Raw genomic sequence first — 25,202 nt, forward strand, 5'->3', positions numbered from 1 at the left:
ACTCGCTCGGCCGGAGTGATTTATGTTATGGATCAATCTCTTCTCGTTACTGAATACAGGTGGGACTGCACGGTGATTGCATGGATGAAATGATCAGTCTGTGTCTTGATCTCTTCGAGCGGTTGGGAATTCTTGTCGTTCTTTTTTTCCTTATGTTGAGATTCGAGTTATTCCGGCGACTTTTGACCGGTAAGGTAGCCACGGCGAGCAGCCGAGAGAAGCTGTTCCATGCCGTTTATTTCGGGTTGGCAGGCATCATTGCCACCTATTACGGCTTCCCGGTACATGGCGCTATCGCCAATCTGCGTACCGTTCCGGTCGTCATCGGCGGTATTCTGGGAGGCCCCCTGGTTGGCCTGTTCGCCGGCATCATCGCCGGGGTGCACCGCTATTTCTACGATATAGGCGGGGTGACCTCGCTCTCCTGCGCTATTGCGACACCGCTGGCCGGGGTCGCGGCGGGCCTGCTCTACCGCAGACTGCATCGAAAGACATTCGACACGTTACTGGCCTTTTTCATCGGTATCGTGGCCGAGTCGATCAAAATGGGGTTGATTCTGCTTGTGGCACAACCTGAGGCTGCGGCTTTAGGCGTGGTACATACCATCGGCCTCCCCAGCATTCTCTCCAACGCCTTCGGCATCGCGGTGCTCGTGGAGGTTCTTGCGTCCGTGACTCGTGAGCAGGAGCGGGCCGTGGCGCAACAAGCCCAGACAACGCTCAATATCGCCTTCAGAACGTTGCCGTATCTGCGCCACGGCCTGAATCGCGAGTCGGCTGAGGAGGCGGCGCATATCATCCGGGAGATGACCGGCCTGGATGCGGTATGCCTTTCCAGCGAGAATGAAATCCTGGCCCATGAAGGACTGGATGGTGAACTGCATGCGCCGGGTCGGCACACACTGTCTTCTGCCGCGCGGCGCGCCCTTGATACGGGCACGGTGGTCATTGCCTCCACGAAGAGCGATATCGGCTGTGGGGGGCAGGGGTGCAAGCTCGGCTCGGCAATTGTCGTGCCTCTCAAAAAGTGGGGCAAAACCGTAGGAGTCATGGAGTTGTACCGCCTGAAGGAGTATGCCATCAGCAGGTTGGACGTGGAGTTGGCCAACGGTCTTGCCCACCTGTTCTCCAACCAACTGGAACTCGGTGAGATCGAGTTCCAGCGTAAGCTGGTGGCTGAGGCCGAGATCAAGGCGCTTCAAGCCCAAATCAATCCCCACTTTCTGTTCAATGCCATCTCCACCATCATCAGTTATACCCGAACCGACCCGCAGACCGCCTCCTGTCTGCTGGTGAAGCTGGCCGAGTTTTTTCGCAAGAATATCAACCCAACAGCCAACAAGGTGCCGCTGTCGGTCGAACTGGAGCATTGCGAGGCCTATATTGCCATCGAAAAAGCCCGGTTCGAGGAGCGGCTCTCCATTGTTTACGATATAGACGAGGAGGCCCTGTCGTGCAACGTTCCTTCGCTGATCCTTCAACCGCTGGTGGAGAACGGAGTGCGTCACGGCATTTTACCGAAGGAGGGTGGCGGTGTGATCCGTATCGGAGCCAGAAAGACCGACAACGGCATCATCATCTCTGTCAAGGATAACGGTGTCGGCATATCCCGGGAGCGTATCCAAAGTCTCCTGTCGGAGGCGGCGTTGCCTCATGCGGGCGCGGGGCTGGGGCTGGCGCTCAAGAACGTCAACAGCCGCCTGGCGACCCTGTATGGTAGCGACAAAGGGTTGAAGATCGAGAGTGAACCGGGCGAGGGCACCACGGTCCATTTCTGTGTACCGGTGGGCGCATGACCATTACGGTATTTATCATCGACGATGAGGCGCCGGCCCGCCGGGAGTTGCGCTACCTGCTTGAACAGGTGGGGGATGTGGACATTCTGGGGGAGGCGTCCAACCCTTCCCAGGGAGTGCAGGGTATTCGCGAAACCAAGCCGCAGTTGGTGTTTCTGGACATCCAACTACCCGGCTTGAGCGGGATAGAATTGGCCCAGGTGATAAGGGCGCTGCCCGACAAGCCGCTGGTCGTCTTCGCCACCGCGTTCGAGCGGTTTGCCGTCCAGGCCTTTAACGTGGATGCCTTCGATTACATCCTCAAGCCATTCACCTTGGAGCGGGTGGCCAGGTCCATTCATAAGGCTGGGAAAACCCTTTGCACAGAGGTGAAGGCAAAAGTATCCGTAGCCCCCCCGGAGATGCCCCATGGTCTTGACAGGCCCGACATTAAGCGGATTTTGGTGCACCGGGGGGGGAAGATGATCCCCATACCTCCCGAAAGCATCGTTTTTATCCGCGCCGCGGAAGGGGAAACCCTGATCCACACGGCGGATGGCCTCTTTTCCTCGAAAAACACCCTCAACACCCTGGAAAGCGTCCTGGGCCCCTACTCCTTCGTCCGGGTCCACCGCAACTCGCTGGTCAACCTGAACTGTATCGTTGAGATCATCCCCTGGTTCAACGGCAGTTGCAAACTGATCATGAACGACAGTTGCAGTAGCGAGGTACTGGTCAGTAGGTACAATGCCAAGGACCTGAAACACCGCCTTATTTTAGGTAAATAGCAGCTTCTCTCCCTCGGTTTTGTTCTACTGCCTGGAACACAGGACCATTCAGCGGGGATTTCTGTCATTCATCCCTCATTTTGCGCCATTCACCATAATTGACTTATCCATAACACCGCTATCGAGTATCGTCGCAGGCAATAAGGCGATTGTTGGGGGAACGGCCATGGGCCGGGACTCCGTCACCACAAATCGAAGGAGGCTGTTATGTATGAAGGGTTGATCGAATCCGCAGAACAGGAAAGCACAGGGGTAAGTCGCCGTAATTTCATCAAAACAGCGGCAGTGGTAGGGGCCAGTGTGCTGGCGGTGCAGGCAGTTGGCCGCACCGAGGCCCACGCGGCAGAAGATGCGAAGAAGGAAGCCAAGGCGGCCTCGGCAGCCGCTGCCGGCGGCGGTGCCAAGAAGCTTTCCGACGTGCTTAAGGTCGCCCGCGAAAAGATGTATCCACGCTGCCGCGTCTGTCCCGAGTGCGACGGGGTTGCCTGTTCCGGTGAGGTGCCGGGCATGGGCGGGATCGATTCGGGCAAGGCCTTCAGGAATAATCTCCAGGCCCTTGCCAAATACGACCTGAACATGCGCACCTTCCACGACGTGAAAAAACCGGATACGAGCCTGACCCTGTTCGGCGCCACGCTGTCCATGCCGATCCTTTCCGGCATAACCGGGGGCGTGACCTATAATATGGGATTGGGAGGCAAAGTCAGCGAAGAGGAATACGCCGAGGGAATCATTGGCGGCTGCGTCCTGGCCGGCACCCTGGGGTTTGCGGCGGACGGTATCGGCGACCCGCTCTCCGTCTACGAGACCAGGCTGAAGACTGTTGCCAAGTACCGGGGACATGCCGTGGCTCAGATCAAACCGCGCACCCAGGCCGAAATCATCGAACGCATACGTCTGATCGAAAAGGCCGGCGCGCCGTTTTTTGCCATCGATATCGATTCGGCCGGCCGCGCCGCGCGCGCCCTGCCGGGCAAAACCGTCGAGCCCAAAACCTTGAAGCAGCTCGCAGAGATTGTCAAATCCACCAAACTCCCGTTTCTGATTAAAGGCGTCATGACGCCTGAGGAAGCGGCCATGGCGCTTGAGGTGGGCGCAGCCGGGATCGTCGTTTCGAACCACGGTGGCCGGGTTATGGACCACACACCGGGGACCGCCCAGGTATTGCCCGCAATTGCGGACAAGGTAAAGGGGCGGATGGTCATCCTGGCCGACGGTGGGGTGCGCTACGGTGCCGATGTGCTGAAGATGCTGGCCCTGGGCGCCAATGCGGTGCTGGTCGGCCGCCCGCTGGTCCGGGGCTCGGTAGGGGGTGGAGCCGAGGGTGTGGCGCTTATGCTTAAAAAGATGCGGGACGAGTTGGTCGTGGCAATGACCCTCACCGGTACTGCCGACGTGAAAAAGGCGAGCAGGAATATTCTGGTATAAATCACTCATTAAACGATGGGCAGGGCGGGGCATCGGGGGACACCCTGTTGGATGAACTCCCCGTCATGCCCATCGTCTGGAGATAACCATGCGAAACGTGTTAGTAAGTGTGATCGCCCTGGCTCTCTACACCCTGGGCACCGTGGTGTTCGCCACCAGTGACAAGGCGCTGCTGTACGGAGGGGCAGGGCAGGGCAGGGTCATATTTGACGGGAGACTCCATGCATCAAAGGGGCTGGTATGCAAGGATTGTCACAGCTCGATCTTCGATACGAAAAAGAAGGCCCTGATGACCATGGATGACCACTTCAAAGCCGTGGCATGCTTTACCTGCCACGATGGCGCAAAGGTGTTCAACGATTGCGAGAAGTGTCACCGAAGATTCTGATGCCGCGCCCCGTGGCCATGGTATTCAACTTAAAAAGGAGAATGATCGATGAACAATGTTTTTCGGTTGCAAAGTAACATTCTGGCTGTCGTAATAACCTTCTGCCTGACCCAAGCGGTCTTTGCCCAGGAGGTCAAACTGAATGGGGCGGCCAGCGTCGTCACGGACCTTGTTGCGCCGCACCAGGCCGCCGTGGAAAGGGCCACCGGCTACAAGCTGGTTGTGAGCAAAAGCAATGCCGGCAAGGGGTTGATCGACCTTATCGATGGGAAATGCGACGCTGCCATGGCGTCGGCTTCCCTGGACGCCACCGTGAAGGCAGCCAAGTCGGCCGGACTCACCAAGGCGGTGCCGGACTTAAAGTTGCATGTCATCGCAAAATCCGAGGTGGTCTTTGTCGTGCACCCCTCCAACCCGGTGAAGAGTCTTACCTGGGAACAGATCAAGGACATTCACACCGGCAAGATCACCAACTGGAAGGATGTGGGGGGCAAAGACCTGCCGATTACCGTATATACCGATGCCAAGGCCAGCGCCACCCGTGGGCTGATCAAGCAGGTCGTCATGGCTAACAGCGAATATGAGGCCAGCGCCAAGGCGGTTGGTTTCGTGAAAGAGGTGAATGATAAGGTGGCTATGGATGCCAGCGGTATCGGTGGTCTCGGTCTCGGTTTCGTCGATCCGGCCCAAGTGACCATCGTCGCTACCAAGAAAATCGAGCGTCCGCTGGGCTTCATCACCGTTGGCGCACCGTCCCCCCCGATGCAGAAGGTTATGGACGCCTTCAAGGCGGCAAGCAGCAAATAGGGCGTATGGTTTCATTATCATGAGCAAACGAGGCCGCTCCTTCCGGGAGCGGCCTCGTTGTTTTGTGGGCGCCGGCCTGCCGCGCCCGTGTTGTGCGGCAGCTACTCCACCAGGCCCGCCATTGCGGCAAAAGGATCCCACGACGGGTCGCGATGCGCGTCGTACTCGGTGACGCGCTCAAGCCAGGCGCCAATGTCATTGCCGTACAGACGTGAGATGACCGCCAGGCTCATGTCCATCCCTGCCGAGACGCCGGAAGACGTGACAACCGTGCCGTCGTCCACCCAGCGCGCTTTCTTGACCCATTTCACCTTGGGTCCCGGCGCGGTCGAAGGGTAAAAGGCCATCTTGTTGGTCGTTGCCGGCCGATCATCGAGAATGCCGGCTGCAGCCAGCAGTGAGGCTCCGTTGCAGACCGACATGACGATCCGGGCCTTCCCCGCCTGCGCCCGCAGCCAGTTCATGGTTGCCGGGTCTTTCAGCAGGGGGAGCACCCCCAGACCGCCCGGCACCACCAGAAAATCGAGCGTCGGAGCGGTGTCGTAACCGAAATCAGCCTGGGTCCTCGGCCCTTGGTTCGAGGGGATTTCGCCCCGTTTGGCGGCGATGGTGACCAGGCGCACGCCGACCCTTTTCTCCTCGCCGCCCCATACCCGGGCCGGCGCATGCTTCAGGGTGCCCCACATCTCCATGGGGCCATAGGCGTCGAGCATCTCGAAGCCGGGGAAAATGAGCACCCCGACGGTTACCTGCCTGGCGGCCGGTGCTGGTTGCCGCTCATAGGGCGTCTCCTGCGCCGCCGACGGTTTGTCCGCCCCGGCCGCGGCGGGCAAAGCCGCGGCAATGAACGCCGACATGATCAACATTCGTATGACGATACCCCGAAGGCGTATCCATTTCATAGTAACCTCCCTTGCTGATTATTCGGTCCCTGAGCGGAACCGGTCCCGGTACTGGCCGGGGGTGATCCTGAAGAAGCGCACAAAAGCCACCCTGAAGTGTTCGCCAGACTGAAAACCGCACTCCCGGGCGACGGTTTCCAGTGTATGACATGTTTCTTCGAGGTGTTTGACCGCTGCTTCAAGGCGAACTCGTTCGATAAAATGGGCAGGAGTCGCGCCGGTCTCCCGTTTGAAGACCCTGGCAAAATTGCGCAGGCTCATGGAAGCATGTTCGGCCAGCGCTTCATTGCTCAGGTTACGTCGATAGTTGTCGCGAATCCACTGAATGGTCGGAGCGAGGGGACCCACTTCATGAAATTGGGCCAGAAGACCGGTGCTGAATTGGGACTGCCCCCCGGGTCGTTTGAAATACAACACCATCAGCCGGGCCACATCCAGCGCCAGCATGCGGCCGAAATCCTCCTCCAGCAGCGCTAGCGCCAGATCTATTCCCGCCGTTACTCCGGCCGAGGTGTAGATGGAACCATCCTTGATATGGATGGCATCCTCATGGACGTCAACATGTGGATAGAGGCGGCGAAGCCGTTCGGCACCGGCCCAATGGGTGGCCGCTCGCCGCCCTTCTAACAGTCCTGCCCGCGCAAGAATGAAGGCGCCGGTGCATATGGACCCGACCCGCCGCGCCAGAGGCGCCGTCCGGCGCAGGCAGTCCACCAGATCTTCCGGCGCCTGCTCTGCCGCCGGGCCGCCGGCCACCAGAAACGTATCCGCTCCGGAACAGTCCGGCCAGGATGTATCGGCCAAAAGCCTGATTCCAGACGACGTCACCACAACGGCGTCTTTGGCGCCGGCCGCGATTTCTACCCGATAGAGCGTCCCCGTGCCGCCATTTTCCCGGTGTACGGCATTGGCAAGGACGAAAACATCCAGCGGGCCGGTTATGTCCAGGATCTCGGCGCCGTCGTAAACGGCCATCGTCACGAGCAATGGGGTGTCGATGGTGGTGGATGTGCGGGGCTGATGTTTCATGGCGCCACCTTAGCGCAGGAATATGTCTGGCACAATGACAATAAACACGTAATTTCGGCCAAATGGGGAAACGTTTATCGTGCCCTCAGTGGCCAAAACGCCACGGGCCGTTTTCCGGCGGCACTTTCTTCATCGGGAGCTGGATGGGCGTCGATCGGGAAAAACAAAGCTCGCAGCACGGCGGCGAATCTCGCAATGGACGGGGAAATATGATACAAGTGTCGTGCTTGAAGGGCAGGATGGATGACTGTGGTCGCTTTCTGCACCGGTCGGCACAACCTCAAAAACGGAATACCCCCATGCCTGACGAAACCCCCAAACTGCCCGTGGGTCGCTTTGCCCCGTCACCCACCGGCGCCCTGCATACCGGCTCCCTGGCGACGGCCGTGGCCAGTTGGCTCATGGCCCGGAGCGCGGGTGGGCGCTGGCTGCTGCGCATCGACGACCTGGATGCCCCGCGCCAGGTGCCGGGCATGGCCGACGACATCATGCAGACTCTGGAGCTTTTCGGACTCTGCTGGGATGGCCAGGTCTCCCGGCAGAGTTCCAATCGGGAGGCCTACCGACATTATTTCAGCAAATTGTGCGAAACCGGCCTGGTCTATCCCTGCGGCTGTTCGCGCCGGGAGATCGCTCAGTCCGCCTCGGCGCCCCATCCGGATGATGACTGCATCCCTTACCCCGGTACCTGTCGGTGCGGGATGCGGACAGGGACGACGGTCCGTTCCTGGCGCCTGCGCGTGCCGGACGAGCAGGCCTGTTTTCACGATCTGCACAAGGGGATGATCTGCCAGGATTTGGGGGGCCGGTGCGGGGATTTCGTGGTGCGGCGCGGGGATGGGGAGATCGCCTACCAATTGGCGGTGGTGGTGGATGACCACCTCACGGGGGTGACCCAAGTGGTGAGAGGTGAGGATCTGCTCCCCTCGACGCCGAGACAGGTCTACATTCAGGGGTTGCTCGGGCTTGAGCGGCCCGTCTACTGTCACATCCCCCTGGTGACCGGACCAGGTGGGGCAAAGCTCAGCAAGCGGGATAACCTGGTCTCCCATCATCTGGGGAACTGGCGCGGCAAAGAGGGATACTTGCTGCTGGCTGTACTCCGGTTTCTTGGGCAGGGGCTGCCGCACGGGATGAGCGGTGCACCATGCGACGAGATTCTCCGCTGGGCTGTCGGCTGTTTTGATGCCACCAGTCTGCCGGCCATAGGAGGGGAACTGGCCATCTAGAAGGCCGGTGGGATTCTACTGCGGGGCTGGCCCGTGGCCCTGTCGTTCGCCCCAGAACTCGGCCAGGCGTTGACCGGCCACGCTGAAGTCTTCCAGGTCAATCTCCACGTCCGGAATCCAGGGGCGGTTTTTGTAGTAGAGCCGGTCGTAGTAGTGTTCAATCAACCCCCGGGCAACCCCTTCCACGTCCCAACACTCCAAGAGCGCCTTGATCTCGGCGTACCGTACTCCCCCCAGCTTCTTCCTGATCCGTTCCAAGGCCACGGTCATGGCCTCCCGGTACTCATCACATGCATACTCCACGGATAGCCGGTGCACCCGGGTCTCCAGGGAGGCATGGCACCAGATCTTGCACCCATCGCCCATGGCCTCATAGACTCTTCCGGGGAGTGATATTTTGCCGATACGCTGGCTTTCCCCCTCCACAATGACCGGTCGGCCGTCGGGGGCGTTACGGAATGCGTCCCACAGGAGGGTATCAAAGCGTTTCTGGCTGATTGCCTGGACGAGCCCGACCTCGCCGAAGGCGGAGCCGCGATGGCAGGCCAATCCTTCCAGGTCGATCACAGTCCATGATTCCCGGTCCAGGCCGTTGATAAAGGTGGTCTTGCCGGTGCCGGTCATGCCGTGGATGACGATCAGCTGTCCCGGAGGGTTGAAATCTTCGAAGTAGGAGATAACCTGATTACGAAAGGCCCGGTACCCACCCTTGAGCTGTACCACCGGGTAGCCGCTCATCTCCAGCAGTATGGTCATGGAAAGGCTGCGCAGGCCGCCGCGCCAGCAGTAGACCAATACCGGCCTGCCGGCCGCTTGGTCGATGACGTCATGCACCATGGCGGCAAAACGGCCGCAGGTAAGTTCCAGGCCGCGTATGCGGGCCTTTTGGGGACCAGTCTGTTTATAGAGCGTGCCGACCTCTACACGCTCCTCATCAGTGAGGATGGGTATATTGACTGCGCCGGGCAGATGGTCCTCGGCGAATTCCAGCGGGGTGCGGACGTCGATGATGCAGTGCGTGTCCAACAGTGACGTGGTGAATGATATGGTTTGAGGCATGGCTCGGCTCCGAATGGTTGATTATAGGTGATGCATCCCGGTCTGGCAACAGGGAAGTGCACTGTTTACTCCTTGATTCCGGTGCGGTTACATGATATTTATAAACGGCCGTATACTGATTAAAAAACATCGTTATTTCAAAAGAATACAACACTGATATTCAACGGCGGGGTACAGATACTATCGATAAGAGGAGGGTGGTATGGCTTACGAGGCAGATTTCGAAAAAGCACTTCAGGTGGGGCGCCCCCCCACGATCTGTGAGCTCTTTCCCAATTCCAAGGCTCTGATCGTCAGCGGCAAGGTCATTGACCGGGCCATGCTTGCCAAGGGCAAGGCGGTGACCTTGGCCGCCAATGGCCGTAACTACTTCGTCATCCGCGGGGCGCTCGCCGCCGCCCAGCGCGCCAATGCCCCGCTTATTATCGAAATCGCCAAGTCGGAAGGGGGCCAAAAGGCCTATTGCGCCGTCAATTACTGGAACATGGCCCGCATCGTTGATGCCCTCTGCAATGAAATGAGGATCACCGTGCCGGTCGCCATTCATGCAGATCATTACGGTATCAAGAACGACAAGGACCTTGCTGCCGCCAAGGTTGAGGTGCCGAGCATGTTCGAGGCAGGGATCACGTCTATTGCCATCGATGCCTCTCATCTCCCCGACGACCAGAACCTGCTGGCCAACCTGGAGATCAATCCTTTCATTCCGAAGTGGGCCGGTCTTGAGACCGAGGTGGGCGAGATCAAGGGGAAAGAGGGGCTTTCCACCGTTCCCGAGGCAAAGTTCCTGATTCAAGGGTTGAACGCCCATGAAATCTTCCCCGACTGGATCGCCCTCAACAACGGAACTACCCACGGTCTCGAAGCGAGCGACGCCGGCATCCAGGTCGGCCTGACCGCCGACATTCACCACGCCCTTATCCCGTACAAGCTCAGTGGCGCCCAGCATGGCACCTCGGGTAACAGCTCCGAACGCTTGCGGGAGATCGCCCAGAATACCGCTACCACCAAGGCAAATGTCGCCACTGCCCTGCAGATGATTTCCTGGGGCTTGGAGGTAAACGACTACGGAAACGCTCAACTGGACGGGAACGGCAACTTCATCAAGGTGCCGGGCGAAGGGATGACCGAGGAATTGTGGGCCGAGATGGTTGCCTATGCCGAATCCAAAGGATGGAAAAAAGGTGACTACAAAAACCTGAACCTTCCCTTTGAGAACAAACTCCTGGCACAGCCCAAGGCGATCAGGGAGCGGATGGCCAAACGGGTCGAGGATTTCGCCTACAAGATCATGACAGAGGTGTTCAATGCTCGAGACACGGCGCCGCTGGCCGTGGAGGCCATCCTCAAAGCAGGTTCCTACGACCTTGGCCCCAAAGGGAGTCAGGTTGAGGACCCGGCCCACTGGACCAGAGAGCATATCGTAGAGCGGGCAAAATCCATCGCCGGCAACAAGGGTCCCGAAGGCAACTTCGAGGACTGATCGAAAGGCACGGTTCGGTGTAACTACCTGCAAAGGTGCGACCTGCGCTTTAGATGCACAGGTCCCGCCGCACGAATTCAGGAGATACTTCCATGAGTAGTACGAGAAAGTTTTCCCGCGTCCCCTTCCGTGTTAATGCCACCGTGAAGACAGCAGACCGCCAGTTTTATGGAAATGTGGAGAACCTCAGCATGAGCGGCATGCTGCTTATTACCGAGGAGCGTTTGCCGGAAGGCGAACCGGTGGAGATCACCATCGTCCTTACGGGAACGTCTCCGGAACTGTTTGTCGGCTTCAGCGGCAGGGTAAGCCGGGAGGCCGAGAACGGCATTGCCTTTACCTTCGAGAAGATAGACCTGGACTCCTATACCCACCTTAAGAATATCATTGCCTACAATAGCGACGATGCAGAGAAGGCAATGGAGGAAATTTACCACTCCATCGACGAAAAGTTTGCCACAGAAAAGTGAGAAAAGATCATCGTGCGTAAAGAACTCATTGCGAGAAAGCGCTCCAAGGCACTAGCGCTGTCCGGTTTTCTGCTCGGCAGCAGCGCACCTATCGGTTGGATCATTATCCGCACGCTCTTGTTTTACGATAGTGGAAAACCGCTGATTGGTCAGATCCTCGATGATATTCTTGCCTCGTCCGAACACCTTGTTCTGTATAATTACATGGGATTCGGGACCGCCATAGTCCTGGCTGGCCTGGGGTACCTGATCGGGCAGAACGACGATGAACTGCGCGAGCGGGCCACGGAGCTGGATGTTCTCCATAAGGAAGTTGCATCCCAGAAAGAGATATTCGAGAACCGTTACAAGGTGCTCGACAACAATATAAAAAACTTTCATCAGATCAGCAGCAAGATGCAGATGTCCCTCAACCTGGACGAAATCCTGCGGCTGTGCGCCGCCGGACTTCATGAGGTGCTGGGCTATGAGCGGGTCAACATTCTCATGGTCCAGAACGGCACGGAACTCCGTTTTGTCACGACCGCCGGCACTGATAATTACGAGGCTGCCGGAGTGACGTTGCCGCTCGACGAGAGAATTGGCGTGATTCATAAGTGTCTGGTCGAAAAAAAGGTATTTCTGGTTGATAATATCACCCACTACCCCGAAGAATATCATCTGCAGCCGCCCTACAACGGCCTGGAGCCGTTACGCTCCAGGAGCTTTGTTCTCTGTCCCATTGTAGTCAAGGGCGAGGCCGTCGGCGTTTTCGGCATCGACAATAAATCCAGCCGCCGTCCTCTGAATGATTCTGACGTCGATACGATCATGCTCTTTGCCGACCAGATCGCGTCGACCATCACGCGTATCAACCTTCTGGCCTCCATCGACACCCTGACGACGGAGATGGAAAACTCGTTTGCTTTCCTGCTGAGCAGCCGCGAGCAGCATTTCAAGAATGTCAAAAATCTCGAAGAAAGCGTCGAGTCGGTTGCCGACGGCGCAGCCGTCATCGCCTCGGCTGCCGAAGGGGTGATGGCCTCGGTGGATGAAACCAGCACCGCGGTCAGCGAGATATCGGTAACCATTGAGCAGGTCACTCGCAACCTGGACCACCTGACCGGCATCGTGCTGCAATCGGCATCCGCCATGGAGGAGATCAGCAGTACCATTGGCAATGTGGAACAAAGCGCAGCCATCTCCCATGAGGTGTCCAGTCAGGTGAAATCCCATGCGGACGAGAGCCGGGCCGTGGTTGCCGAGACAATCGACTCCCTGGCAGAAATTCAGACATCGGTCGGGCTCTCCTACGATGCCATCACGCGGTTGTCCGAGAACAGCAACAGGATCGAGAATATCGTCAATGTGATCAACGACATCACCAAGCGCACCAACCTGCTGGCTCTGAATGCCTCAATCATCGCCGCCCAGGCGGGCGAGTACGGCAAGAGTTTTGGCGTGGTTGCCGAGGAGATCCGGACTCTTTCGCTCCAGACGGGACATTCCACCAGCGAGATCACCTCCATTATCGAACAGATCATGAGCGAATCAAAAACCGCCGCCAATAATATCACCGCCACCAAGGGGCTGGTGCAACGCGGCGTCGAACTGGGCAACTCGACCGGTGAAACCCTCAAGGCCATCTACGACCGCTCAGTCTGTTCCATGGACATGACCCAGCAGATCAAGCAGGCCACGGAAGAGCAGGCCATGAGCGTTCATCTGGTCGCAAAGTCCATGGAAGACATCAGCGCCATGACGACCCAAATATTTGCGGCTTCCACCGATCAGTCCAAGGCCACCAGAAGTATCGCCCGCTCCATCGAAACCATCAAGGAGATGGCCCATGAAATGGTCGATTCCACCTCCCGCCAGGTGGAAGATGGCCTCCGCATCAGCCGGATCGTCGAGTCGGTCGGCGGGATGGTGAAAGAGATGTTCGACAATATGGAAACCCGCCGCGACCAGGGCGCAGAGGTGATTAAGGAACTGGAGTCCATGAGGAACCTGAACAGTTAGGTAGGCGCAGAGGATTTTTTTTGTAGCCCTTTTATAGGTTTTTTGATATAAATAAACGCTCGGTTTTCATGACGGCTACCCACTGGGGGTCGATCAGGCACGGGACCGGAAAGTACGATCAATATACCGCCAGGATTCGGCAACGAACCGGGACGGAAGGGAATACCCGCCAGTGCATTGCATGGCTTTTGCACTGAACGATATCGCGCCTTCCCGGCGCGTTTTTTGTTTTTGGAAAGAGGGGTTGCATGCGCAAGAAAATCACCATACCGGATATCTTCCAGATGAAGGACGAAGGTCATCGCATCACCATGCTGACCGCTTACGATTTCCCCTTTGCCCGTCTTGTGGATCAGGGGGGCGTGGACATGATCCTGGTGGGGGATTCGGCCGGCGTCGTGGTGGCCGGACACGACACGACCCTGCCGGTAACCATGGATGAGATGCTTTACCACGTGAAGTCCGTCAGGCGCGCCGATCCCAAAGCTTTGGTGGTGGCCGACATGCCCTTCATGTCGTACCAGACCGGAATCGAGGATGCCTGCCGCACCTGCGGCAGGATGATCAAGGAGGGGGGCGCCGAAGCGGTGAAGATCGAGGGGGGCGTGAATATGGCCCACGTCATCCGGGCGGTATCCGGCATTGACATCCCGGTCATGGCCCACATCGGCCTGACCCCTCAATCAATCCACCGCATGGGTGGCTATAAGGTGCAGGGACGCAAAGACCAAGCCGAGCGGATCATGGAGGATGCCCGGGCCGTTCAGGAGGCCGGCGCCTTTTCGGTGGTCCTGGAGGGGATACCGGCACCACTGGCTGCCCGCATCACGGCCGAACTATCCATCCCCACCATAGGTATTGGCGCGGGACCGGATTGTGACGGTCAGGTGCTGGTGATCCACGACATCCTGGGGTTGTGCGAAAAGTATTCGCCCAAATTTGTCAAACGTTACGCCGAATTGACTCCGATCATCTCCGAAGCGGTCAAAAGCTATGTGGACGAGGTGCGGGCGGGGGAGTTTCCCACCGCCGACCATTCGTTCAATTAGCAGGTTGTTGAAAAACAGCCATCTCGCCGCCGTCCTCGAAAGCCACCTTGTGCGGCGTAGCGCTGCTACGCCTCCGCGGGGCTTCCTGTGGGTGCGACGATCTGACTATTTTTGAACAACCTGGATGGCTGAAAAACAGCCATTTCGCCGCCGCAAGTTGAAAGAAGGTCATCAGAAAGCCTATGAAAATTATTTCCGCCATCGATGAAATGCAGCAAACCGCCCTGGGCCTCAAGCGCCAGGGGAAGACCATCGCCTTCGTCCCCACCATGGGGTACCTGCACGAAGGGCATGCCTCGCTACTCCGGGAGGGGCGCACACGGGGCGATATCCTGGTGCTCTCCATCTTCGTCAACCCGATCCAGTTCGGCCAAAACGAAGATCTGGACAGCTATCCCCGGGACCGGGAGAGGGACTGCCGCACCGCGGAGGCATGCGGCGTTGACATCGTTTTTACCCCCGCGACCACCGACATGTACCCGTCCGGGTTTCAGACCGGTGTGGCGGTACGGGAACTTTCACAGCACCTATGCGGCGCCAGCCGTCCGGGGCACTTCGACGGCGTGGCCACGGTGGTGACCAAGCTGTTCAACATCGTCCAGCCGGACGTGGCCCTGTTCGGGCGCAAGGATTACCAACAATTGGCCGTTATCCGACGCATGGCGGCCGACCTGAACCTGCCGGTGCAGGTGGTCGGCATGCCGATTATCAGGGAGGCGGACGGCTTGGCCATGAGCTCACGGAACAGCTACCTGTCACCCGTGGAGCGTCAGGCTGCCCTCTGTCTCTCCCGTGCCCTGGTGCGGGTCCGGGACCGGTATGCCACTGGGGAACGCTCCGCAGCCGTCCTTAAAGACGAGGCCATGGCCGTTATCGCCCAGGAACCGCTGGCCGCCATAGACTATCTGGAAGTGCGCGACGGCACTACGCTGGAACCGTTGCAGACCGTGGACAGCGGAACACTCGTGGCGCTGGCGGTCAAGCTGGGACAGACTCGACTGATCGATAATACCTTACTTGGAGAGGAGTTGTAACCATGCAGAGAATCATGTTGAAGAGCAAGATCCACCGCGCCACCGTGACCGGAGCCGATCTCCATTACGAGGGGAGCGTCACCATAGACCGCGACCTGATGGATGCGGCCGACATTGTTTCTTACGAGAAAGTGGCGGTCTGGGACGTGACCAACGGCAGCCGCCTGGAGACCTATGCCATTGAGGGCGAGCGCGGTTCGGGCGTGATCTGCCTCAACGGCGCCGCCGCACGGCTGGTGGCCCCCAAGGATTTGGTCATCATTGCCAGCTTTGTCAACATGGACAACGAAGCTGCTATCGCCCACGAACCGAAGCTTGTCTTCGTGGACGAACAGAACCGTATGTTGCCGACCCGTAAGGAAGATGCGGGGCAGTCCAAATTGAAGTGCGTGCACTAACCGCAGTTGGATAGGATTGGAGGGATCCAGGCAGGCAGCTTCGGCTTTCTGCCTGTTTCCTTTTGTACGGGTTGTGGGTATAATTAACCACCGTCGTCCCGATTTATGACGGATTCCCGCCCGAAGGCATCATACGCCTTCATGGCGGACACCGCGTTGGGGGTTGAATATGTCCGAATCCACCATCTACGCCGCCTCATGGCTGATCAACCCCGATGCCCCCCCTGTTGCCGGCGGAGCGCTCCTGGTGCGTCGTGGCGCGGTAGCTGCCGTTGGTACGCTCGCCGAGTTGCAGAGCACCCATGCCGCTCCGGTGGTGGAATTTCCCGGCAGCGCCATCATCCCCGGTTTCGTCAATGCCCACACCCACCTGGAACTGACCCACTTCTCTTCCTGGAGGCTGCGTACCCATGTGGAGTATAACCCGCGCCGCTTCGTGGATTGGATCATCCAACTGATCAAGATCAGGCGCGGCCTCAAGGATGACGATATTCTCGCTTCGCTGCGGGAGGGAGTCCGCATGTGCCTGGAGTCCGGCACCACGGCCGTGGGGGAGATCGTCTCCAACCCAGCCTTGGCGCCACATTACCAGGCATCGCCTCTTGGGGGCCGTCTCTTCTTCGAACTGCTCGGCCATGACCCGGACCGGCTTCGCGGTATGTTGGACAAGGCGCTTGCCGCCTGTGAAGGGAGTAGTGACCGGCTCACTGCCGGATTGTCGCCCCACAGTCCCTATACCATCGGCGAGGGAAACCTGGCGCAAATCCGCGAGGCGGCATCTGCCCGATCCATTCCCCTGGCAATCCATATCTCCGAATCCAGGGAGGAGGCCGATTTCGTCTTCGACACCGCCGGCCCCCTGGCGGAGCAGTTCTACCCCTTTGTGGGCTGGCAGGAACAGTTGATGCCGCCCCGTCGCTGCAGCTCCACCGAACTCCTGGACCGCTACGGCCTGCTGACGCCCGCTACCCTGGCCGTGCATTGCGTCCACGTCACCCCATCGGATGGGGAGATCCTCAAACAACGCGGGTGTTCCATCGCGCTCTGTCCTCGTAGCAACGAACGTCTCGATGTGGGTATGGCGCCGTTGCACCTGTTCAAATCGCTCGGCATTCCCCTGGCGCTGGGTACGGATTCCCTGGCCAGCAATGATTCCCTCTCCCTGTGGGAGGAGATGCGCTTCGCCCTGGACCTGTTCCGCCACGACCTGTCGCCTGCGGAGGCCTTCAGCATGGTTACGGCTGGCGGGGCCGCCGCCTTGGGCCTGTCTGCCCTCTGCGGCTCTCTGGAGCCGGGCAAGCGCGCCGATTTTCAGGTGGTGGGAAACGGAGGGGCAGCGGCGGAGAAGGTGCTGGAGCGGCTCGTGGCTGAGGGGACGGTCCAGGAGGTCTATGCGGGCGGGGAGCGATATGCGGGTTCCGACGGCTGAGGAAACGCTTTGCCGTTGGCCTTTGTTGTTGTATGTGGCGCGTACTTTGTCGTTTGCCGGTTTACGGGCACTACGTTGAATTTTTCAGACTCTCAGCGATATCATGTATCCCATGTCTTCCATGAACACCCTTGAAACCGCCATTGTCCGCCTGCTGCGGGAAAAGCCGTTCTACGGCCATTTCATCCTTAACCTGCGCCGCATGGACCAGCCTTCAACCGATCACGCCGCCGGCGTGACCATCCGGGACGGTGTGCCGACCCTCTCTCTGAATCCCCCCTTGTTTGCCGCCCTGTCCCGCGAGGGGCAGCAGGCCCTGCTGGAACACTTGGTCAAGCATCTCCTCCATCTCCATCCCCTGCGGCGCAAGCAGCGCAACGGCCATGATTGGGACGTTGCCTGCGATCTGGCCATCAACCCCGGCATCGAAGGGCTGCCGGACGATGCGCTCATGCCGGAGCAGTACGGTCTGGAAGCGGGGTTGGCGGCCGAGGAGTATTATGCCTTGCTGGTTCCACCATTCGATACCGGAAGCCTGGATGGCAGCGGTTACGGAGATGGGGAACAGGATGACCGGGGGGCGGCCGGCCAGGGGCGTGACGCTGTTCAGGATGCCGCAACCCTGGACGAACACGAGATTTGGAGCGATGCCGACAGTACGCCGCTGCCGTTGGGTGAGGAGATGGTGCGGAGCATCACGCGGGATAGCTTGCGGGGGAGCGACGGCGAGGCGCCGGGAGATATCCGGGTTTTGGTGGAGGGGCTGTTGCGGCCGTCGCCCATCCCCTGGCGTCAACTGCTGCGACAGTTTGTCGCCACAGCCGGGCGGGTGGGGCGGAAGAGTACCTGGATGCGGGAGCACCGCCGTTTCAGCCACGAAACCCCTGGTATCCAAAAACGGCGACGCCTCAACCTGCTGGTGGGCATCGATGTCAGCGATTCCACCAACATCGTGGAACTGCGCGACTCCTTTGCCCGCGAACTGCTACAGATCGCCCGGGGGCGAGACGCCCATATTACGGTATTGTACGCAAACAGTCGCATTCAGCATGTGGAGGCCTTCGACAGCTCGTCGTTCGTAACCCAGCGTTACGACGGCGGAGGTTTCACCGATCTGCGGCCGGTCTTCGAGTATGCCAAGGGGATGCACCCCCTGCCGGCCGCGGTCATCTACCTGACCGACGGCATCGGTCCGGCCCCGGATACGATGCCGTTCCCCACCCTGTGGGTGTTGACCCGTGAGGGTGAGCGGCCAGTACCGTGGGGAGTGGAACTGCGGTTGGATGTGTGACGGGAAAAGTCCATAACAGAGACACGGAAGCACAAAAATCATAATCTGCCACAGAGACACGGAGACACGGAGACACGGAGAAAAACAAAAAGAACAGAGTTGACCAGAATCAAAATCACTAGTTTTTAGGGCCTTACTTTAGGTTTTCTCTGTGTCTCCGTGTCTCTGTGGCAGATTTTTTTCGAAGGGAACTTTTTATGGACGAATTCAAACCGATGACCGCTGAATCGGTCGGGAAACTGCTGGAAGAGGCGGGGGCCGAGGTGATGGTGCGTTCCGGGAGGAGCGAGAGCTATAGCGCCCCGCGGGAGTTTTCCTTCGAGGTGAAGGCGGCCTTTCCCAACGGCATGGGGCTGCACGTGGTGGCGCGTCAGTTCAACTACCGCGACCCCTGGGAGGCCCAGGGGAGGATCAACGACATGGTCGATGTGTCGCTGCTGCGTGATGGCAGCTATTCCGTCTTGCCGAAGGGCTTCGACTATTTTCAGGGGGTCGATGAGGAGTGCGGGTTGGATGAGGAGCGTCTCAAGGCGGTGATCGCCTGCGTCGGCGGCCTGAACCCCAAGCTCTACCTGTTGCAGGAGATGACCGGGGATCTGTGATGAGGGATGAGAGATTTTTCTCTCATCTCCCATCCGTTCTCATTCACCTCTTCTGCCGTTGTTCCTCCCGCAGCATGTCCAGCGCCAGCAGGGCCACGCCGACGCAGATCAGCGAATCGGCCACGTTGAAGGCCGGCCAGTGGTGCGTTCTCCAATACACATCGAGGAAGTCGATGACCTCACCCTGGCGGACCCGGTCAATGAGGTTGCCCACGGCACCCGAGAAGATCATGGCGAGGGAGACTTGGGCCAATTGCTGGTCGTTGCGCAGACGGTTGAAAGCTACCACGATCACCACCGCCGCAATGACCGAGATGGCGATGAAGAAAGGGAGCCGCCAGGAGGCGTGGGAGAGGAAGCTGAAGGCGGCCCCTCTATTGCGCACGTAGGTGATGTTGAACAGGCCGTCAACGACCGGGATCGACTGGAACACCTGCATGCTCCGGTCGATGTACAGCTTGGTGATCTGATCGGCGACCAGTCCGATAACAGCTATAACAGAAAAAATAACCCAACGACTTTTCACTGCATAACCTCCTGAGAAATGTGGATTTTTTGCAAGATCAGGGAGAGCCTGCGAAAAAGCCGCATTCCCCATTTCTAACAGGCTGTCGAAAAACTCAGGTTGTTCAAAAATAGTCAGATCGTCGCACCCGGAGAAGGCCCTGAGGAGGCGTAGCAGCGCTACGCCGCACGAAAGGGCCTTCGAGGATGGCGGCGAGACGGCTGTTTTTCAACAACCTCCTAGACTACCGCCTTGGTGCATTTTGGACAGATGGCAGGATGCGATGTATCCTGTCCCAGATCCTCGCTGTAACACCAGCAGCGTTCGCATTTTTCGCCCGGTGCGGCCGACACCTGTATCCGTAAACCGGAGAGGGCTTCCGTCGTATAGCTGTCGCCTTCCATGGCGTCAACCAGCGTGACCTTGGAGACGATGAAGATTGCAGCCAGTTCTGTGGCGTATTCCCGGAGGAAGGCCAACAGTTCCGGCTCGGCGCAGATGGTCACCCCGGCATCCAGGGAATGGCCGATGGTCTTGGCCACGCGGGCCTGCTCCAGGGCCTTGGAAATCTCGGCCCGTACCTTCATGATCCGCTCCCAGCGCTCCACCAGCTTGTCGTCCCTTACCTCGGGCTGGAGTTTGGGAAATGCTGCCAGATGGACACTTGACTCGTGTTCGCCCGGAAGGTACTGCCAGGCCTCGTCGGCGGTGAAGGAAAGCACCGGAGCGATCAGGCGCAGCAGGGTGTCCAGAATGCGGTACATGACGGTCTGGGCGCTACGCCGCTCCAGGGAGTTTTTCTTGCTGGTGTAGACCCGGTCCTTGAGGATATCCAGGTAGAACGAGCTCATTTCCACGGTGCAGAAGCCGTTCACGGCATGGTACAGGACATGGAACTCGTACTCGCCGTAGGAGGCCAGCACCTTTTCCTTGAGCAGTTCCAACTGGTGCAGGGCCCAGCGGTCGATCTCCGGCATTGCCGCGTACGGCACGCTGTCCTTGATCGGGTCGAAGTCATTGATGTTCCCCAGGATGTACTTGCTGGTGTTGCGGATACGGCGATAGGATTCGGACAGACGGCTCAGGATCTCCTGGGAGATGCGGATGTCGTCGCGGTAATCCTGGGCAGCCACCCACAGGCGCAGAATCTCGGCGCCGTACTTCTTGATGATCTCTTCCGGGGCCACCACGTTGCCCACCGACTTGCTCATCTTGCGGCCGGAGCCGTCCACCACGAAACCGTGGGTCAGGACATTCTTGTAGGGGGCGCGGCCGCGAGTGCCGACACTCTCCAGCAGCGAGGAGTGGAACCAGCCGCGGTGCTGGTCGCTCCCCTCCAGGTACATGTCGGCCGGCGAGGCCAGTTCCGGATTGGGCTCCAGCACGGCCGCATGCGAGACGCCCGAATCGAACCACACGTCCAGGATGTCCATCTCCTTCTCGAACTCCGTTGCCCCGCATTTTGGACATTCCGTCCCCTGGGGGAGGAGTTGAGCGGCCTCCCAGTTGAACCAGACGTCGGCGCTGTGCCGGGTGAAATGGTCGGCCACGTGGTCCATGATGGCGCCGTCGGCCAGGTATTCGCCGCAGGCCTTGCAGGAGAAGGCCGTGATCGGCACGCCCCAGGTGCGCTGGCGCGAGATGCACCAGTCCGGCCGGTTTTCGATCATGCCGTAGATGCGCTCCTTGCCCCATTTGGGAATCCACTGTACCTGATCGATGGCCTTCAGGGACTTCTTGCGCAGGTCGGCGGCCTGCATGGAGATGAACCACTGCTCGGTGGCCCGGAAGATGATCGGCTTCTTGCAGCGCCAGCAATGGGGGTAGGAGTGGACGATATCGGCCCGCCCCAGCAATGCCCCCACCTCGGTCAGTTTTTCGATCACGGCCGGGTTGGCGGCAAAGACGAACTGGCCGCCGAAGAATTCCAGGTTCTGGATATACTTTCCGTGGTTGTCCACCGGATTGTAGATATCGAGTCCCTCCTTCAGGCCCAGTTCGTAGTCCTCCTGGCCGTGGCCCGGGGCGGTGTGGACGCAGCCGGTGCCGGCCTCCAGAGTTACGTGCTCGCCCAGAAGGACGATGGAATCGCGGTCGTAGAAGGGGTGTTTGCACCGCTTGCGCTCCAGGGCGGTCGCCTTGAAGGTGGCAATGACCTCACCCGTCAGGCCGACGGCCTTGAGGAACGTGTCCTTGAGCCCCTCCGCCACGATCAGGACGCCCTTTTCCGTCTCCAGGGCCACGTAGTCGAACTCGGGGTGCAGGGCCACGGCCAGGTTGGCCGGGATGGTCCAGGGGGTCGTGGTCCAGATCACCACATAGGCCTGCTTGCCGGCCAGGGCCGGGATGGCGCCGGAAACGTCGTCCTGCAGGGCGAAACGGACGTAGATGGACGGCGAGGTGTGGTCGGCATACTCCACCTCGGCCTCGGCCAAGGCCGTGACGCAGGAGGAACACCAATGGACCGGCTTCTTGCCGCGGTACAGCCCGCCGTTCTTGGCGAACTTGGCCAGTTCCCGTGCGGTCTGCCCCTCGTATGCATAGTTCATGGTCAGGTAGGGGGTGTCCCAGTCGCCCAGTACGCCCAGGCGCTTGAACTCGTCCCGCTGGATGGCGATGAATTTCTCCGCGTATTTCCGGCATTCGCGGCGCATATCCAGCTTGGATATCTCGTGCTTTTTCGACCCCAGGTTCTTTTCCACCTGGAGTTCGATCGGCAGGCCGTGGCAGTCCCAGCCCGGCACGTAGGGCGCGCGGAAACCCTCCATGCGCTTGCTCTTCAGGATCACGTCCTTGAGGATCTTGTTCAGGGCGTGGCCGATATGGATATGGCCGTTGGCGTAGGGGGGGCCGTCGTGCAGAATATAGAGCGGCTTGTCCTTGCTGTTTTCCTCCATGCGGGCATACAATCCCTCCGCTTCCCATTTGCCGAGAATTTCCGGTTCCCGCTGGTTCAGGTTGGCCTTCATGGGAAAGTCGGTTTGGGGCAGATTGAGAGTGTCTTTGTAATCCATGGTGCTGTCTCCTCACAGGCTTCTGCGTGGTTGCAAATTTTACAAAAGTAGCGTGATAGTTGAGAAATGTCAAGGAATGCCCTCTGCTTGCCGGGCGGCAAGCAGAGGGCCGTCTTTTGGCCTGCAATGTCGAGGGCGCCGCCGAGTTCAGGGACTACGCCCAAATAACCATATTCCCCTTGCATTTACTGCCCTTGTCTGTTAGCATAATTAGTCTTTTTCCGGACTAGAGCCAGACATAACTTCGAAAGGATCGCCAGAATAATGTTGAAAATATTTGATTACCTGTTTGGTATGTTTTCCAATGACTTGGCCATTGACTTGGGAACCGCCAACACCCTGGTCTATCTGAAGGGCAAAGGGATCGTGGTTCGCGAACCTTCGGTGGTTGCGGTCCAGAAGATGCACAACGGCCAGCAGAAGGTGCTCAAAGTTGGTATGGAAGCCAAGCAGATGTTGGGCCGCACCCCTGGCTCCATCACCGCCATCCGCCCCATGAAGGACGGTGTCATCGCCGACTTCGACATCACTGAGGAGATGCTGCGCTACTTTATCCACAAGGTGCATAACCGCAAGACCCTGGTACGCCCCCGCATCGTCATCTGCGTTCCTTCAGGCATCACTCAGGTGGAGAAGCGTGCCGTCAAGGAATCGGCTGAATCGGCCGGTGCCCGCGAGGTGTACCTGATCGAGGAGCCGATGGCCGCCTCCATTGGGGCCGGCCTGCCCATTACCGAGGCCTCGGGCAATATGATCGTTGATATCGGCGGCGGCACCACCGAGGTGGCGGTAATCTCTCTGGCCGGCATCGTCTATGCCCAGTCCACGCGTATGGGGGGCGACAAGATGGACGAGGCCATCGTCCAGTACATCCGCAAGAAATACAATCTCCAAATTGGCGAGCGCATGGCCGAAAGCATCAAGATCGAAATCGGTGAGGCCTACCCCGGTCCCGACGTCTTGTCCATGAGCGTCAAGGGGCGCGACTTGGTATCCGGTATCCCCAAAACCATCGAGGTAAACTCGGACGAGATCCGCGAGGCCCTCAAAGAGGCAGTCAACGCTATCGTGGATACGGTGCGGATCTGTTTGGAAAAGACGCCACCCGAATTGGCGGCCGACATCGTTGACAAGGGCATCTTCCTGGCCGGCGGCGGCGCTCAACTGCGTAATCTTGACATGTTGCTGCGCGAAGTCACCAAGGTTCCGGTGCTGATCGCCGAGAATCCGCTGGACTGTGTTGTTCTCGGTTCCGGCAAGGTGCTTGATGAATTGAACCTTCTCCGCCGGGTCGCTGTTACGTCCTAACCGTGCCTGTGCCCAAAGCGGCGTGAAGAAACTTTTTACTGACGGGGATGAACAGGGCCTTCAGGATGTGCCGCGAATAGTCGATCCTGCTTTTCCTGTCCATCCCCGTACGTGTTTCATTGCCTTGATATGACAAATCCCCCCGTCGACATAATCGTCCCCGTCTGGAACAGTCCTTTCGAAACCCGCGCCTGCCTGGCCGCGATCCTCAGGTACTCCCCCGAGGCTCGCATGATCATTGTCGATAACGGCAGTAACCGGGATACCGAATTAATGCTTGAAGAGTTCTCCGAACCGCTGGGGGAGCGCGGCCTGTTCATAAAATCCGAGCGCAATATTGGGCTGGTGCCGGCGATCAACAGGGGACTGGCGCGTTCCGATGGTGATTTTGCCGTTATTGTCCGCCCGCATGTGCTGGTCACATCCGGCTGGCTGGAAGCCCTCAGGGATGCCACTCAGGATGCCCCGGTCGGCATCGTTTCGCCGGTTTTCAGCGGCAGCGGGGCTCCATTGCGCCTTTCGGTCAATAACAGACGTGATAGCTCGTCGCTCGAGACCTTCACGGTATCGTTTTCGAGCCTACTTCTGAAAGCCGAGATGCGCATGCAGATCGGTTGCTTCGACGAGGGTTTGGACAGCGGCGAATGGTGTCTGACCGATTACATCCGTCGTGCATGGAGCAAGGGATATCGTACCTGTACGACGTCACGTTCCCAACTGGTCTGTGGTCAGGAAGCCGTCTTTGGTTCGGACGAGCGCCGGCAGACCCAGGCTCGCATCAGCAGGGAGCGCTATCTGGAGCAATGGGGCGTCAGCCTCCATTATGGCGTCTACTTTGGCCAGGATACGGATGCCGTTACCCTTGCCGATGCCGTGGAAACTATCCTTGAAGGTTCCCGTCGAGGGCATCGCTTCACCCTGCTGCTACATCATCGCCAAGCCAGGGAATTCCACCGTTGTGGCTGGAATTCCCTGCATACCGGCATAGAGCTGGTACGGCTGTCGATGCTCATGCCGCAGCGGGATCTTGTACGCAAGATAGGCGTGCTCCGGGAAACTGCCCCTGAGATGATCATGGTGCGCTGGAAGGATGATGCACCTGCTGCAGGCATGGAGATGGCCATCCCCTTCGACGGGATGGCTGCTACGATCTGGGGTGGAGAAACGCAACACGAGCAAGACGCCGGCCCAGCGGGGCCGGAACGGAGGTAGT

The 25,202-nt window shown here is 59.0% G+C and carries 22 protein-coding genes; 17 read left to right on the forward strand and 5 right to left on the reverse strand.

Annotated features, from left to right (window positions below; all coding sequences use genetic code 11):
* Positions 1-80 precede the first annotated feature (80 nt).
* From LDN12_RS15085 to LDN12_RS15105, 5 genes are all read left to right on the forward strand, one after another.
* Entirely contained in the window at positions 81-1,796 is a 1,716-nt protein-coding gene (locus tag LDN12_RS15085; protein WP_223923479.1) for a sensor histidine kinase, read from the forward strand.
* A complete protein-coding gene (locus LDN12_RS15090; RefSeq protein ID WP_223923480.1) occupies positions 1,793-2,563 on the forward strand; it encodes a LytTR family DNA-binding domain-containing protein in 771 nt (256 codons plus the stop codon). Before LDN12_RS15085 ends, LDN12_RS15090 begins: the two co-directional genes overlap by 4 nt.
* Before the next feature lie 207 nt (positions 2,564-2,770).
* Positions 2,771-3,991, forward strand: coding sequence for an alpha-hydroxy-acid oxidizing protein (locus LDN12_RS15095; protein WP_223923481.1), 1,221 nt, complete (start codon positions 2,771-2,773; stop codon positions 3,989-3,991).
* A gap of 88 nt (positions 3,992-4,079) precedes the next feature.
* Positions 4,080-4,379, forward strand: a complete 300-nt coding sequence (locus tag LDN12_RS15100) for a c(7)-type cytochrome triheme domain-containing protein (protein WP_223923482.1) — start codon at positions 4,080-4,082, stop codon at positions 4,377-4,379.
* A gap of 48 nt (positions 4,380-4,427) precedes the next feature.
* Positions 4,428-5,186, forward strand: coding sequence for a substrate-binding domain-containing protein (locus LDN12_RS15105; RefSeq protein WP_223923483.1), 759 nt, complete (start codon positions 4,428-4,430; stop codon positions 5,184-5,186).
* A 101-nt stretch (positions 5,187-5,287) separates the two neighbouring features.
* Here the strand turns inward: LDN12_RS15105 and LDN12_RS15110 are convergent, their stop codons facing one another.
* Positions 5,288-6,088, reverse strand: coding sequence for a DJ-1/PfpI family protein (locus LDN12_RS15110; protein WP_223923484.1), 801 nt, complete (start codon positions 6,086-6,088; stop codon positions 5,288-5,290).
* Positions 6,089-6,106: 18 nt separating this feature from the next.
* On the reverse strand, positions 6,107-7,117 hold the full coding sequence (locus LDN12_RS15115; RefSeq protein ID WP_223923485.1) for a GlxA family transcriptional regulator: 1,011 nt from the start codon (positions 7,115-7,117) through the stop codon (positions 6,107-6,109).
* Between the two features lie 299 nt (positions 7,118-7,416).
* On the opposite strand from LDN12_RS15115, the gene gluQRS reads away from it, so the two are divergent.
* The gene (gene gluQRS, locus LDN12_RS15120) at positions 7,417-8,346 is read left to right on the forward strand and encodes a tRNA glutamyl-Q(34) synthetase GluQRS (protein ID WP_223923486.1); all 930 of its coding nucleotides are present in this window, start codon (positions 7,417-7,419) and stop codon (positions 8,344-8,346) included.
* A gap of 15 nt (positions 8,347-8,361) precedes the next feature.
* On the opposite strand, the gene mnmH is transcribed toward gluQRS, so the two are convergent.
* Complete coding sequence (gene mnmH / locus LDN12_RS15125) at positions 8,362-9,405, reverse strand: tRNA 2-selenouridine(34) synthase MnmH (protein ID WP_223923487.1); 1,044 nt, start codon at positions 9,403-9,405, stop codon at positions 8,362-8,364.
* 202 nt (positions 9,406-9,607) lie between these two features.
* Between mnmH and LDN12_RS15130 the strand changes: the two genes are divergently transcribed.
* The 9 genes from LDN12_RS15130 to LDN12_RS15170 all read left to right on the forward strand — a co-directional run bounded on the left by LDN12_RS15130 (position 9,608) and on the right by LDN12_RS15170 (position 19,162).
* Positions 9,608-10,888 (forward strand): class II fructose-bisphosphate aldolase, encoded by a 1,281-nt coding sequence (locus LDN12_RS15130; protein ID WP_223923488.1) that lies wholly within the window; start codon positions 9,608-9,610, stop codon positions 10,886-10,888.
* Positions 10,889-10,980: 92 nt separating this feature from the next.
* Positions 10,981-11,358 carry a PilZ domain-containing protein gene (locus LDN12_RS15135; protein ID WP_223923489.1) on the forward strand — a complete coding sequence of 126 codons (378 nt, stop codon included), beginning with the start codon at positions 10,981-10,983 and terminating at the stop codon, positions 11,356-11,358.
* Between the two features lie 12 nt (positions 11,359-11,370).
* Positions 11,371-13,359, forward strand: a complete 1,989-nt coding sequence (locus LDN12_RS15140) for a methyl-accepting chemotaxis protein (RefSeq protein WP_223923490.1) — start codon at positions 11,371-11,373, stop codon at positions 13,357-13,359.
* A 248-nt stretch (positions 13,360-13,607) separates the two neighbouring features.
* On the forward strand, positions 13,608-14,408 hold the full coding sequence (gene panB / locus LDN12_RS15145) for a 3-methyl-2-oxobutanoate hydroxymethyltransferase (protein WP_223923491.1): 801 nt from the start codon (positions 13,608-13,610) through the stop codon (positions 14,406-14,408).
* Between the two features lie 182 nt (positions 14,409-14,590).
* Complete coding sequence (gene panC, locus LDN12_RS15150; protein WP_223923492.1) at positions 14,591-15,442, forward strand: pantoate--beta-alanine ligase; 852 nt, start codon at positions 14,591-14,593, stop codon at positions 15,440-15,442.
* A gap of 2 nt (positions 15,443-15,444) precedes the next feature.
* Positions 15,445-15,840, forward strand: a complete 396-nt coding sequence (gene panD / locus LDN12_RS15155; RefSeq protein ID WP_223923493.1) for an aspartate 1-decarboxylase — start codon at positions 15,445-15,447, stop codon at positions 15,838-15,840.
* Between the two features lie 169 nt (positions 15,841-16,009).
* Entirely contained in the window at positions 16,010-17,269 is a 1,260-nt protein-coding gene (locus LDN12_RS15160; RefSeq protein ID WP_223923494.1) for an amidohydrolase family protein, read from the forward strand.
* Between the two features lie 121 nt (positions 17,270-17,390).
* Positions 17,391-18,560, forward strand: a complete 1,170-nt coding sequence (locus LDN12_RS15165) for a VWA-like domain-containing protein (protein WP_374045062.1) — start codon at positions 17,391-17,393, stop codon at positions 18,558-18,560.
* A gap of 197 nt (positions 18,561-18,757) precedes the next feature.
* Positions 18,758-19,162 (forward strand): hypothetical protein, encoded by a 405-nt coding sequence (locus tag LDN12_RS15170; protein WP_223923496.1) that lies wholly within the window; start codon positions 18,758-18,760, stop codon positions 19,160-19,162.
* Positions 19,163-19,205: 43 nt separating this feature from the next.
* Here LDN12_RS15170 and lspA read toward each other — a convergent pair whose 3' ends face one another.
* Positions 19,206-19,688 (reverse strand): signal peptidase II, encoded by a 483-nt coding sequence (lspA, locus tag LDN12_RS15175; protein ID WP_223923497.1) that lies wholly within the window; start codon positions 19,686-19,688, stop codon positions 19,206-19,208.
* A 218-nt stretch (positions 19,689-19,906) separates the two neighbouring features.
* Complete coding sequence (ileS, locus tag LDN12_RS15180) at positions 19,907-22,681, reverse strand: isoleucine--tRNA ligase (protein ID WP_223923498.1); 2,775 nt, start codon at positions 22,679-22,681, stop codon at positions 19,907-19,909.
* A gap of 264 nt (positions 22,682-22,945) precedes the next feature.
* Here ileS and LDN12_RS15185 point away from each other — a divergent pair, with 264 nt between their 5' ends.
* Both LDN12_RS15185 and LDN12_RS15190 read left to right on the forward strand, forming a co-directional pair.
* Positions 22,946-23,989, forward strand: coding sequence for a rod shape-determining protein (locus tag LDN12_RS15185; protein ID WP_223923499.1), 1,044 nt, complete (start codon positions 22,946-22,948; stop codon positions 23,987-23,989).
* 129 nt (positions 23,990-24,118) lie between these two features.
* The gene (locus tag LDN12_RS15190) at positions 24,119-25,201 is read left to right on the forward strand and encodes a glycosyltransferase family 2 protein (RefSeq protein ID WP_223923500.1); all 1,083 of its coding nucleotides are present in this window, start codon (positions 24,119-24,121) and stop codon (positions 25,199-25,201) included.
* The last annotated feature ends 1 nt before the right edge of the window (position 25,202 follow it).

Source organism: Geobacter sp. AOG2 (genome assembly GCF_019972295.1).
Lineage (GTDB): Bacteria > Desulfobacterota > Desulfuromonadia > Geobacterales > Pseudopelobacteraceae > Oryzomonas.

Coding starts and splice junctions, on each gene's coding strand:
- LDN12_RS15095 (WP_223923481.1), top strand. CDS start 2,771: ATGTATGAAGGGTTGATCGAATCCGCAGAACAGGAAAGCACAGGGGTA.
- panC (WP_223923492.1), top strand. CDS start 14,591: ATGAAAATTATTTCCGCCATCGATGAAATGCAGCAAACCGCCCTGGGC.
- LDN12_RS15115 (WP_223923485.1), bottom strand. CDS start 7,117: ATGAAACATCAGCCCCGCACATCCACCACCATCGACACCCCATTGCTC.
- LDN12_RS15130 (WP_223923488.1), top strand. CDS start 9,608: ATGGCTTACGAGGCAGATTTCGAAAAAGCACTTCAGGTGGGGCGCCCC.
- LDN12_RS15100 (WP_223923482.1), top strand. CDS start 4,080: ATGCGAAACGTGTTAGTAAGTGTGATCGCCCTGGCTCTCTACACCCTG.
- panD (WP_223923493.1), top strand. CDS start 15,445: ATGCAGAGAATCATGTTGAAGAGCAAGATCCACCGCGCCACCGTGACC.
- LDN12_RS15160 (WP_223923494.1), top strand. CDS start 16,010: ATGTCCGAATCCACCATCTACGCCGCCTCATGGCTGATCAACCCCGAT.
- ileS (WP_223923498.1), bottom strand. CDS start 22,681: ATGGATTACAAAGACACTCTCAATCTGCCCCAAACCGACTTTCCCATG.
- LDN12_RS15135 (WP_223923489.1), top strand. CDS start 10,981: ATGAGTAGTACGAGAAAGTTTTCCCGCGTCCCCTTCCGTGTTAATGCC.
- LDN12_RS15110 (WP_223923484.1), bottom strand. CDS start 6,088: ATGAAATGGATACGCCTTCGGGGTATCGTCATACGAATGTTGATCATG.
- mnmH (WP_223923487.1), bottom strand. CDS start 9,405: ATGCCTCAAACCATATCATTCACCACGTCACTGTTGGACACGCACTGC.
- LDN12_RS15185 (WP_223923499.1), top strand. CDS start 22,946: ATGTTGAAAATATTTGATTACCTGTTTGGTATGTTTTCCAATGACTTG.
- panB (WP_223923491.1), top strand. CDS start 13,608: ATGCGCAAGAAAATCACCATACCGGATATCTTCCAGATGAAGGACGAA.
- LDN12_RS15165 (WP_374045062.1), top strand. CDS start 17,391: ATGAACACCCTTGAAACCGCCATTGTCCGCCTGCTGCGGGAAAAGCCG.
- LDN12_RS15170 (WP_223923496.1), top strand. CDS start 18,758: ATGGACGAATTCAAACCGATGACCGCTGAATCGGTCGGGAAACTGCTG.
- LDN12_RS15085 (WP_223923479.1), top strand. CDS start 81: ATGGATGAAATGATCAGTCTGTGTCTTGATCTCTTCGAGCGGTTGGGA.
- LDN12_RS15105 (WP_223923483.1), top strand. CDS start 4,428: ATGAACAATGTTTTTCGGTTGCAAAGTAACATTCTGGCTGTCGTAATA.
- gluQRS (WP_223923486.1), top strand. CDS start 7,417: ATGCCTGACGAAACCCCCAAACTGCCCGTGGGTCGCTTTGCCCCGTCA.
- LDN12_RS15190 (WP_223923500.1), top strand. CDS start 24,119: ATGACAAATCCCCCCGTCGACATAATCGTCCCCGTCTGGAACAGTCCT.
- LDN12_RS15090 (WP_223923480.1), top strand. CDS start 1,793: ATGACCATTACGGTATTTATCATCGACGATGAGGCGCCGGCCCGCCGG.